This is a genomic window from Aeromonas molluscorum 848 (genome assembly GCF_000388115.1).
Classification (GTDB): Bacteria; Pseudomonadota; Gammaproteobacteria; order Enterobacterales; family Aeromonadaceae; genus Aeromonas; species Aeromonas molluscorum.
In genome coordinates this window covers 1-9,808 of the sequence record NZ_AQGQ01000155.1, presented here as the reverse complement: position 1 = coordinate 9,808, position 9,808 = coordinate 1, and the positions used below count along the sequence as shown (strand labels likewise).

Annotated in this window: 11 protein-coding genes and 1 pseudogene; 5 read left to right on the top strand and 7 right to left on the bottom strand. The window is 60.7% G+C overall.

Features of this window, described 5'->3' with window-relative positions; all coding sequences use genetic code 11:
* Together G113_RS16545 and G113_RS16540 are read right to left on the bottom strand one after the other, a co-directional pair.
* A pseudogene (locus G113_RS16545) lies at window positions 1–116 on the bottom strand (guanylate kinase); the annotation flags it as partial.
* Window positions 117–369: 253 nt separating this feature from the next.
* Window positions 370–1,476 carry a glycosyltransferase family 9 protein gene (locus G113_RS16540; protein ID WP_201765025.1) on the bottom strand — a complete coding sequence of 369 codons (1,107 nt, stop codon included), beginning with the start codon at window positions 1,474–1,476 and terminating at the stop codon, window positions 370–372.
* An 84-nt stretch (window positions 1,477–1,560) separates the two neighbouring features.
* On the opposite strand from G113_RS16540, the gene G113_RS16535 reads away from it, so the two are divergent.
* A complete protein-coding gene (locus G113_RS16535) occupies window positions 1,561–2,265 on the top strand; it encodes a 3-deoxy-D-manno-octulosonic acid kinase (protein ID WP_005907402.1) in 705 nt (234 codons plus the stop codon).
* Window positions 2,266–2,424: 159 nt separating this feature from the next.
* Window positions 2,425–3,282 carry a GGDEF domain-containing protein gene (locus G113_RS16530; RefSeq protein WP_005907401.1) on the top strand — a complete coding sequence of 286 codons (858 nt, stop codon included), beginning with the start codon at window positions 2,425–2,427 and terminating at the stop codon, window positions 3,280–3,282.
* A 46-nt stretch (window positions 3,283–3,328) separates the two neighbouring features.
* Here G113_RS16530 and G113_RS16525 read toward each other — a convergent pair whose 3' ends face one another.
* The gene (locus G113_RS16525; protein ID WP_005907400.1) at window positions 3,329–4,183 is read right to left on the bottom strand and encodes a carboxylate/amino acid/amine transporter; all 855 of its coding nucleotides are present in this window, start codon (window positions 4,181–4,183) and stop codon (window positions 3,329–3,331) included.
* Between the two features lie 39 nt (window positions 4,184–4,222).
* Here G113_RS16525 and G113_RS16520 point away from each other — a divergent pair, with 39 nt between their 5' ends.
* Window positions 4,223–4,702, top strand: coding sequence for a DUF6314 family protein (locus G113_RS16520; RefSeq protein WP_005907398.1), 480 nt, complete (start codon window positions 4,223–4,225; stop codon window positions 4,700–4,702).
* A 78-nt stretch (window positions 4,703–4,780) separates the two neighbouring features.
* On the opposite strand, the gene G113_RS21550 is transcribed toward G113_RS16520, so the two are convergent.
* Window positions 4,781–4,942: a hypothetical protein gene (locus G113_RS21550; protein WP_005907397.1), complete on the bottom strand. Its 162-nt coding sequence runs from the start codon at window positions 4,940–4,942 to the stop codon at window positions 4,781–4,783.
* Window positions 4,927–5,823 (bottom strand): DMT family transporter, encoded by an 897-nt coding sequence (locus G113_RS16515; RefSeq protein ID WP_005907396.1) that lies wholly within the window; start codon window positions 5,821–5,823, stop codon window positions 4,927–4,929. The genes G113_RS21550 and G113_RS16515 overlap by 16 nt, the downstream gene beginning before the upstream one ends.
* A gap of 99 nt (window positions 5,824–5,922) precedes the next feature.
* Between G113_RS16515 and G113_RS16510 the strand changes: the two genes are divergently transcribed.
* Window positions 5,923–6,858 (top strand): LysR family transcriptional regulator, encoded by a 936-nt coding sequence (locus tag G113_RS16510; RefSeq protein ID WP_005907395.1) that lies wholly within the window; start codon window positions 5,923–5,925, stop codon window positions 6,856–6,858.
* A 71-nt stretch (window positions 6,859–6,929) separates the two neighbouring features.
* On the opposite strand, the gene trpS is transcribed toward G113_RS16510, so the two are convergent.
* Both trpS and G113_RS16500 read right to left on the bottom strand, forming a co-directional pair.
* The gene (gene trpS / locus G113_RS16505; protein ID WP_005907394.1) at window positions 6,930–7,934 is read right to left on the bottom strand and encodes a tryptophan--tRNA ligase; all 1,005 of its coding nucleotides are present in this window, start codon (window positions 7,932–7,934) and stop codon (window positions 6,930–6,932) included.
* A 191-nt stretch (window positions 7,935–8,125) separates the two neighbouring features.
* Window positions 8,126–8,560 (bottom strand): universal stress protein, encoded by a 435-nt coding sequence (locus G113_RS16500; protein ID WP_005907393.1) that lies wholly within the window; start codon window positions 8,558–8,560, stop codon window positions 8,126–8,128.
* 385 nt (window positions 8,561–8,945) lie between these two features.
* Between G113_RS16500 and fabV the strand changes: the two genes are divergently transcribed.
* Window positions 8,946–9,808, top strand: an 863-nt coding sequence (fabV, locus tag G113_RS16495) for an enoyl-[acyl-carrier-protein] reductase FabV (RefSeq protein WP_005907392.1), incomplete at its 3' end; no start/stop codon positions are given.

Below are 9,808 nucleotides of genomic sequence, written 5' to 3'. Positions count from 1 at the left end.
ACGGAGAGCTGCATACGGCCAGCGGCCTCCGGCTGCTTGAGCAGGGCATTGATCAGACTGGACTTACCCGCTCCGCTTGGGGAGGAGATGATGTAGAGGGTGCCTTGTTGCGCCATGTCAGTACCTTTAAACGTTCGCCGTGTTTTGGTTGTAGCAGAGAGCGCCGTCTCCTGCCCCTCGGGGCGACAGCCAAGCACAAAACACAGAAAATTAAGCAGCAGGGGGATGTAAAGGCGGCAGATGGTAGCAGATGGCCGCAGATAAAAAAACGGCCGGAATAATATTCCAGCCGATCAAAGGATTCGTAGCTTGCTGCGCGAGTTGCCTCTACGCAGCGGCTATTCTGGCGAGGAAATACTCGGGGGACTATCAGGTTATCTCTCGCTGACTGCTCGGGATTTTCGATGGATTGTCGTCTTTGAACCTGTGTTGCCACCATTCGTCGAAGCGGGCAATCACCCGTTCGACCGGCAATTTGGCCATGGCATCGGGATCCTTGAGCCGGGTACGCCAGCTCAGCGCATCAAGGGGCTTGCCGGTTTCGGCTTCGATAAGCTCCTGGTAGACGCTGACGACGCGATCCCGGGCCAGATAAGGGCCGGTGCGAGCCGGATTGTGATGGGCATAGAGGCCGATGACGGGGGTGCCGACCAGGGTTGCCATGTGGGTGGGGCCGGTATCCGGAGCCAGTACCAGGCTCGCCTCCTTGATCAGCGCCAGCAACTGCTTGAGATTGGTCTGACCGACCAGGTCGACAGGCTGACTGTGGCTCAGGCGCTGTATCTCTCCGGCAAGATCCCGTTCCAGCTGGGCCGGGCCGCCGCACAGCAGCACCCGCATGCCCTTGCGGTTGGCATGATCCGCCAAGGCGGCGTAGCCGGCTGCGGTCCAGTTCTTGAACGGCTTGCTTGCGGCAGCGCAGATGAGCAGGGTCGGTTGACCGGCAATCTGCGCTTTGGCCCAGGCTTGCTGCTCGGCGGGAATGGGCAGTTGCCAATCGGGGGTCAGATCCTTAATGCCCAGCTCGCGGGCGAAGGCGAGGAAGCCGTCCAGCACATGAGGGGAGTCTGGCGAGGGCACCTTGTGATTGGTGAACAGCCATTGACCATCGTTGGCCCGCTCCCGATCGAAACCTAACTTGACTCCGGCCCGGATGCCGAGGGTGGCGATGCTGGCACGCAGGGCTGCCTGCAGATGAAGCAGGGCATCGAACTTACGGCCTTTGAGCTGCAGCCACAGCGCGCGATAGCCACGCCAGCCCTGGCTCTTGTCGAAGGGGATCACCTCGACACCGGGCAGATCGGCAAAGAGCCCTGCTTCCAGCTTGCCGGTTATCCAGGTGATACGGGTGTTCGGCCACTCCCGCTGAATGACCCGCACCAGCGCCAGTGCGTGGCAGCAATCACCAATGGCGGAGAGCCGCAATATACAGATTGAAGAGGGTGGCGTTTGGAACGGCAGCATGATGTGGCGCAATAGATGGGAAATCGATGAATGGCATTATGCAAACTCCACCATGGATTGTAAAATTGCGGCCAATGACTGCCCGGAACCCACCAGATGCAAATTCAAACCGACAAGAACCAGGTATGCTGGTTTGCCGATGAACTCTTCAACAATCCCTCGCCCAGACTATTCGACCCCGTCTGGTGGCAGAACCAGGGCAAGGTCGTGGGCTCGGCCATCGGCCGTGGTGTGACCTGGTTCGTGAAGGAGGAGTCATGCCACCTGGTGCTGCGCCACTATTATCGCGGCGGCATGGTGGGTCGGGTGGTACGTGATCGCTTCTGGTTCGAGGGGGTGGAATCGAGCCGTGCCATGGCGGAGTTCAGCCTGCTGGATACCCTGAGCCGTCAGGGGTTGCCGGTGCCCAGGCCGTTCGGAGCACGCATGGTCAAGCAGGGCCCCTTCTACCGGGCCGATATTCTGATCGAGCGCATTCGCGGTGCCAAGGATCTGGTGGCCCTGCTCAAACGGGGTCCTGTCGCGGCAGAGATCTGGTTAGGGGTGGGTCAGGCAATACGCCGACTGCACGATGCCGGCGTCTATCACGCGGATCTGAACAGCCACAACCTGCTGCTCGATAAGGCGGACAAGGTGTGGGTGATCGATTTTGATAAAGGGGCCATCCGCGCTCCCGGCAGTTGGCAGCAGGCCAATCTGGAGCGATTGCTGCGCTCTTTCAATAAAGAAGCCCAGCTGCACACCAGCTTCCACTTCGTGCCGGAGAACTGGCAGACCCTGATGCAGGGTTACCGGGGTTAACCTCGGTGAGGCATGAACGGCAGCGTCAGGTGGCGAATCACTCGCCATCCTGACTCTGGCGAGTTTTTTCATCACAAACTCCTTGGTGCGGATTGCCGATCCCTTGCCTCGATGCTACTTATTGGGGTTCACACAAGTTTCATGGTTTAGAGGCGTTTGATGGATGTACTGAAGGCTCCGCTAGCGGACACGGTGACTCGGCTGGATAGTTCCCTGATGGCGGAGGCCATGCAATTGATGAATGCCTGCGTCTGGCGCTGGTCTCAGCCGCAGGCCATGGAGCGGGATCCATCCTGTCTGGCGTTGCTCGGTCTCACGCAAGATACCCTCGATGAGATGAGCTGGCTGGCACGGATACACCCGGATGACATGGCTCGGGTGCTCGAAGCATTTGCCGCTTGTCTGCATGGTCGGGACTCACTGCGTCTGGACTATCGCATCCTGCATCATGATGGCCACTATATCCGTCTCGATGAGCGAGCTCAGCGCCAGCCGGACGGCTCGCTGCTTGGGGTGGTGCGTCGCTGTCGCCATTCCCATTCCCCGGTGGCGGAGCAACAGGGCACGGATCCGCTGACCGGGCTCGAGAGCCGTGGTTATTTCGAACAGAGGCTCAATGAGCGCCTCGGCCAAGAGAACGCCTTCTGCCTGCTGCAACTGACCGTGGATCACAGAGCCAAGATATTGCAGCTGTTTGGCGAAGCCGATTGCGACACCATGCTAGCCAAACTGGCGCGTATCGTGCGTCACGAACTGCGCAAGGATGATCCCTTCGCCCGCTGGGATGACGATACCTTCATCCTGATGCTGCCGGGGATAGAGCGCCTGGATGCCCTGGAGATCGCCGAGCGGTTACGGCTCGAAATTGCCGATGCCAGCCTGCTGCCGGAGCGGCCAGTCACCGTCAGCATCGGATTGGTGCAGCATCAACCGGGAGAACAGATCGATCATCTGCTGGCCCGGCTCGCCTCCTGCCACGGTCAGGCCCGTCAGGAGCACAATCAGGTCATCGGCTAGCGCGCTCCCCGCGGGCTAGGAAGGCCTGCCATGAAGAGCGCCGTGGTCAGGCGTGAACCGGCCGCCCGGGTCTGCACAGCCAGAGCGAGGCCAGCATCAGCAGGCCGCCAAGGGTGAGGCGCAGCAGATCGGTGTCGCGTCCCCACAGCAGCAAGTTGACCAATAGGCCCGCCGGGATCAGGGCGTTGTTCATGATGGCCAGCACGCCGCTGCTGACCAGGGTGGCGCCTTTGTTCCACAGGAAGTAACCCAGCCCGGATGCACCCACTCCCAGCCAGAACAAGATGCCCCACTGCAAGCCGGTGCTGGGATATTGTGGCTTGCCGAGCAGCCACCAGGCGGGCAGGGCGACAGCCAGGGCTCCCAGATAGAAGCAGCCAAACACCGCATGCTGTGGTGGCTGCTCTGGCTCACGGGCCATCAGCACCTTGTAACCCACCTGCCCCAGGGCGAAACAGATATTGGCCCCCTGTACCACCAGAAAGCCCAGCAGGTAGCGTTCGGTCAGACCATCGAAGCGGATGACGGCCGCGCCCAGCACCGCCAGGGCGGCAGCCCCCAGATAGACAGGTTTGAAGCGCCGCTCCAGCAGATCGTGGATCAGGGTGACATAGAGGGGGGTAAAGATAGTAAATACCAGTACCTCAGGCACCGTCAGCAGCAGGAAGGAGTGGTAGTAGAAGAGGTACATCAGGCCGAGCTGGATGGCGCCGAGGGCCATCAGCTTGAGAGCCAGGGCCGGGTGCAGCCAGCGCTTTCGCAGGAAGGGCAGAAACACCAGACTGGCAAGCAGGATGCGGGTCAGCACCGAGAAGTAGGCATCGACCTGGCCTGCGAGGTAGACACCGATCAGGCTGAAGGAGAAGGACCAGAGCAGGGTGACCCCTATCAAGTAGTTCATGTGTTTGATTTATCGTCAGTTGTCAATTTTGAGGGCGCTATGATGGCCGAGATGGAAGCTGTGATCCAGCGTTTATGGCAGCTGCTGCCACAGATAGGCGCATTTGAGTTCGAAGGGAAAAATGGGGCGGGCTCGGCCACCGACTGGACGGGGCGGGGCGAGGGCAGGGTGCAGGTGACCTGCCATCAGGAGGGGTGGCTGTTTGACGAGCAGGGTCACTATCAGACGCCTCACGGCAAGGTGCTGGCCATGACGAACCGCTTCTGGTGGCAACGAACTCCGGCGGGCGTCAGCCTCTCTCATCTGCGCTATCAGAGTCCGGTGCTGCTGTTCGAGCTGCGTTCGGTGGCGGGCCGCTGGCAGACCCATGAGCCTCACCTGTGCGGCCAGGATCACTACAGTGCCGAGCTGGTGGAGGAGGCATCCGGCTTTCGGCTGAAGTGGCAGATCCAGGGGCCCCGCAAGAACGAGCGTCTCGAGTACCGCTACAGCTTGATGGATGCCGCATCGCCACCATAAAAAAACCGGCGCAAGCGCCGGTTGGAGGACAAATTTTTTGGCGCATGGCTGAGCCGACCGGGCGTCGAGCCAGAGAGATCAGGCATTGATGACCTGACTCAGGATGGCTTGCAGCCGACGGTCAAACAGCCAGGGAAGCAGGACCATCAAGAGGCCTATCAGCCCTGCCAGCTTGTGGCGATACTGCCAGCCGGCAATCAGCACCAGGCCGCCACAGAGGGAGGTCAGGATGCCTGACACAGGCTTTCCCGACGATTGCGACGCTGCTGGGCCCACTGATTCATGGCGACAGAGCCCAGGATCAAAATCAGCGCGACCCCGGTGGTGGAGTGGATCTGCTCACCGAGGAAGAGGGCACCGAGTACCACCCCAAACAGCGGCACCAGATAGTTGCTGAAGGAGGCGAAGGTCGGGCCAGCCTTCTGGATCAAGGCCATGTAGAGGAAGTAGACCAGACCGGTACAGAAGATGCCCAGCACCACCACGGCGATGGTGGCCTGTTGGCTCGGCAGGGTCAGGCTGTCGAGATCGATCAGGAAGGGGGCTGCAATCAGCAGCTGTATAGCCGAGGAGATGAGGATGTTGCGTGCCACCACCACGGGGTGGTCCTTGGCGAAGCGCTTGATCATCAGCAGACCGATGGCGAAGCAGCTGGCCCCGAGCAGTATGGCCACGGCGCCGATCAGACCGGCATTCATGCCACCGGACAGCTTGGGCCAGAACAGCACCAGCACGCCGATGAAACCGACAACCACGGAGAGCAGGCCGCTCTTGGTGATCTTCTCACCGGAGATAAACAGGGGGGCCATCAAGATGGTGACGAAGGGGATGCAGCCCATCACCACGGCGGCGATGGCACTGTCCACATATTGCTGACCCCAGGCCACCATGATGAAGGGGATGGTGGCATCGAGCAGGGCGATCAGCATGTAGGTGCGCCAGGGGGTATGCTCGCTCTTGAGGCGCATGAACAGGCAGAGCAGGCCCAGGGTCAGGCTGCCGCACAGGGCCCGCCCGGCGGCGACCAGGATAGGAGGCATTTCGGCCACGGCCTGATGCATGAAGATGAACTGGGAGCCCCACAGCAGGCCGATGGCCAGCAGTAACAGATAACTACGCATGTCTTTCTCGTTGTCGATGATGCAATGAATGGGGGCATTCTAGGGACTCTGTTACTATGTAAAAAATGAATTGTTGGCATTAGCCTATGGTCAATATCGATGGAACTCTCCCTCGCCCGCCTCGATCTCAACCTGCTCACCCTGTTCGATGTCCTGATGCAGGAGCGCAACGTCACCCGGGCCGCCGAACGGCTGCATCTCTCCCAATCCACCGTCAGTCATGCCCTGGGTCGACTGCGTCAGGCGCTGGACGATCCCCTGTTCGTGATGAGCAGGCGCGAGATGATGCCGACCGAGCGTGCCAAGGCCCTGGCCGGGCCGGTACGCCAGGCGCTGGCCATGCTGGAGCAGGGGTTGCGCCAGGCCAAGGGGTTCGACCCTGCCAGTGCCCGCCGGGTGTTTCGCATGGCCCTGCCGGGGTCGGTGGAACACGGCCTGGTACCCGCCATGGTCGAGCTGCTCCATCGGCTGGCGCCCCATTGCCGCCTGGAGGTGTGCGAGCTGGCCGCCAGCGACTACGAGCGGGAGCTGGAGAAGGGGGAGCTGGATCTGGTAGTGGGCTTTGCCGGGGCGGACCATCTATCCCCCCGCTTGTGGCGGGAAGACTGGTTCAGCAACCCCCTGGTCTGCCTCTCTCCCATGGACAGCGGCCTGCCCGAGCGACTCGGACCCAGGGAACTGGTGAGCAAGCCCCATATCCACACCTCGAGCTGGGGCCACAGCCAGGCCATGGTGGATCTCTGGTTGGCGCGTTTTGGGGTGGAGCGGGAGCTGGGGGTGAGATTGCCAAGCTTCATGGCGGTGCCCCAATTGATGGCGACCAGGCGCTATCTGGTGGTGGTGCCCGAGATGATAGGTCGTGACTTTAGTCGCGATTATCCGCTGCAACTCCATCAACTCGAGCCAGCCATTCCCATCGTCTACCTGATGGCGGGGCACCCCTTGAGTGCCCATGACGAGGCGATCCGCTGGTTCAAGGGGGAGCTGCATGCCCTGGCGCTGGCGCATTATGGCCTGACCCCCCTTGGCGGATAGCCCGCTGGCTTGACCTTGGCCAAGTGCCTTGCTCCCCCTTATGCAGCCGGCCATCGGGGAGCTACGGGTGTTCAGCCGAAGTAATTGAGGCCCATGGCCCGCTTCACCTCGCCCAGCAGGCTGTCCGTGACGCCACGCGCCTGTTCAGTGCCCTGGCGCAGCAAATTGAGCAGTTCGCCTCGTTCGCTCATTGCCTGTTGCCGCCGCTCCCGCATGGGGGCGAGCAGGTTTTGCAGGCAGTCGTTCAGCACCTGCTTGCAGCGCATGTCCCCCAGGCCGCCACGTCGGTAGTGAGCCTTCATCTCGGCCACCAATGCCTTGTCCGGATGGAAGGCATCCAGATAGGTGAAGACGGCATTGCCCTCCACCTGGCCCGGATCGCTCAGCTTGAGGTGATTAGGGTCCGTATACATGGCATGGACCGCTTGTTTGATCTCCGCCTCGGACATGCCGAGTTCTATGGTGTTGCCGAGGGACTTGGACATCTTGGCTTTGCCGTCGATACCGGGCAGGCGGCCAGTATCGCTCAGTATGGGTTGGCACTCGGTCAGCACCTCCTGCCCCACCAATCCATTGAATCGACGCACAATCTCGTTGGCCTGCTCCAGCATGGGGAGCTGATCCTCCCCGACCGGGACATGGGTGGCGCGAAAGGCCGTGATGTCGGCAGCCTGGCTGATCGGGTAGACCAGGAAGCCCGCTGGCAGACTGCGCTCGAATCCTTTTTGCTGGATCTCCGCCTTGACGGTGGGGTTGCGCTCCAGCCGGGCGACGCTGACCAGATTGAGGTAGTAGCAGGTGAGCTCGGGGAGGGCGGGCAGGGCGCTCTGCAGACAGAAGGTGGTCTTGGCGGGGTCCAGTCCGGCGGCCAGGTAGTCGGCCATGACTTCAAGCACGTTGCCCGTGACCTTGGCCGGGTCCTGGCCGTTGTCGGTCAACGCCTGCAGGTCGGCAATCATCACGAACTGGCGGTGAGTCTGTTGCGCCAGCACCCGTTGGCGCAGGGAGCCGACGTAGTGGCCAATGTGCAGTTTGCCGGTGGGGCGATCGCCCGTGAGTATGATGGGGGTTTGCATGTCACTCTCTCCAGTTGGGGTGAGCCGGGAGGCGACAAAGGAAAAAAACAATGACCGCCTCTCGGCGGTCACGGTGTTTTCTTCGGAAAATTTTACATAGAAAAGCAGCGCCGCCTGTTTAGGAGCAGCACCACCAGAAATCGTGATTGAAAATGGTCATGTTCATGGCCAACCAAGCTACGCCTGTTCAATCACTTCTGCAAGGGCACGACCAGCAGGTCGCAAGGGACTGTGTTCATCAGCTGACGGGCGCTGGAGGTCAGCAGGCTCCAGAAACTCTGGCGATGGCCGCAGACCAGCAGGTCTATGTCATAGTCGTGCACCGCCTGATTGACCCGTTCGCTGAGATCGCCGCAGATCACCAGCTTCTTCTCGATGGGGAAGTTGAGGGGGGCCAGGAAGGCTTCCAGCTTCTCCTTGGCCTCGGCGATCACCTGATCCTGCACATTGTCGATGTCGATATCTATCATCTCGGTGTAGAGATCCTTGAGGTCGACATCAACGTGGATCACCGACAGCTTGGCGCCGTTGGAGATGGCCCTGTCGACCGCCTTCTCGATCACCTTGCGGTTGTCTTCCGACAGGTCGATCGCGACCAGCACATGCTTGTAATGGGTTCCACTCATGGGATTCTCCTCACAGATATTCTTGTCACTATACCAATCTCTTTTGAAACTAAAATGTCATTCTCATCACAGCTTTATGTTCCTGGGGCATCCCGCGATTCTGCATTTGTGAGTCAGGCCCCTTTACCGTCATTGTGCGCCGATAAAATGAGCGGAAACATGAGGCGGGTCACAGCGGGCAACTTGCCCCTTCTCCTCGCCGGGCATAGGATGAGCCGGTGTTTCGCAAGGACCACAACATAACAAGAAGCATCTGAATACCGCTTTGGGAGCCTATGGCTCCCTTTGTTTTTTTATCGCCTTTTCTTGGTTGGGCGCTGCGCCATATCAAGGCCATCTCCTCCCCCGCTGGCTATGCTCAAGCCAGTTCCTTTGGAGAAGTGCCATGATCATCCGTCCCCAGATCCAGGGCTGTGTCGCCCGCAACTGCCACCCCATCGGCTGCCGCGCCGCAGTGGAACAACAGATAGACGAAATCCGCGCCGCGGGCCAGTTCAATGGTCCCAAGCGAGTGTTGATCCTTGGCGCCTCTTCCGGCTTCGGGCTGGCGTCGCGCATCGTACTCACCTTCGGTGCCGGGGCCGATACCCTGGGCATCTCTTTCGAGCGAGGCCCCTCCGACAAGGGGATCGGCAGCGCTGGCTGGTACAACAACATCTGGTTCAAGCAGGCGGCTGAACAGGAGGGGCGACTGGCCGTCAATCTTATCGGTGATGCCTTCTCGGACGCCATGCGCCAGCAAGCCATCGAGACTATCCGCCAGCAGTGGGGGCAGGTGGATCTGGTCATCTACTCATTGGCAAGCGGCTTGCGGGTAATGGCCGATGGCCGTCAGGTGCGCTCGGTACTCAAGAGCACGGGCCAACCCTTCACCGGCCTGGGACTGAACCTGGAGCGCTATGCCCTCGAAGAACAGACACTGCCGGTGGCTAGTGCCGAGGAGATCCGCGATACGGTTACCGTCATGGGGGGAGAAGATTGGCAGCTCTGGTTGCAGGCGTTGCAGGCCGCAGACTGCCTGGCCCCCGGGGTTCAGACGGTGGCCTACTCCTACATAGGTCCGCAGTCCACCTATCCCCTCTATCGAGACGGCACCATAGGCTATGCCAAGGAGCACCTGCATAGCACCGCCGAGGCGATCAACCTGCAGCTTGCCGATATTGGTGGCCACGCCTGGGTCAGTGTATGCAAGGCCTTGGTGACCAAGGCCAGTGCCTATATTCCCGTGCTGCCCGTCTATCTGGGTCT

Excerpts from the sequence above, each read along its gene's own strand:
- G113_RS16535 (WP_005907402.1), top strand. The coding sequence starts at position 1,561 with ATGCAAATTCAAACCGACAAGAACCAGGTATGCTGGTTTGCCGATGAA.
- G113_RS16530 (WP_005907401.1), top strand. The coding sequence starts at position 2,425 with ATGGATGTACTGAAGGCTCCGCTAGCGGACACGGTGACTCGGCTGGAT.
- G113_RS16525 (WP_005907400.1), bottom strand. The coding sequence starts at position 4,183 with ATGAACTACTTGATAGGGGTCACCCTGCTCTGGTCCTTCTCCTTCAGC.
- G113_RS16520 (WP_005907398.1), top strand. The coding sequence starts at position 4,223 with ATGATGGCCGAGATGGAAGCTGTGATCCAGCGTTTATGGCAGCTGCTG.
- G113_RS16515 (WP_005907396.1), bottom strand. The coding sequence starts at position 5,823 with ATGCGTAGTTATCTGTTACTGCTGGCCATCGGCCTGCTGTGGGGCTCC.
- G113_RS16510 (WP_005907395.1), top strand. The coding sequence starts at position 5,923 with ATGGAACTCTCCCTCGCCCGCCTCGATCTCAACCTGCTCACCCTGTTC.
- trpS (WP_005907394.1), bottom strand. The coding sequence starts at position 7,934 with ATGCAAACCCCCATCATACTCACGGGCGATCGCCCCACCGGCAAACTG.
- G113_RS16500 (WP_005907393.1), bottom strand. The coding sequence starts at position 8,560 with ATGAGTGGAACCCATTACAAGCATGTGCTGGTCGCGATCGACCTGTCG.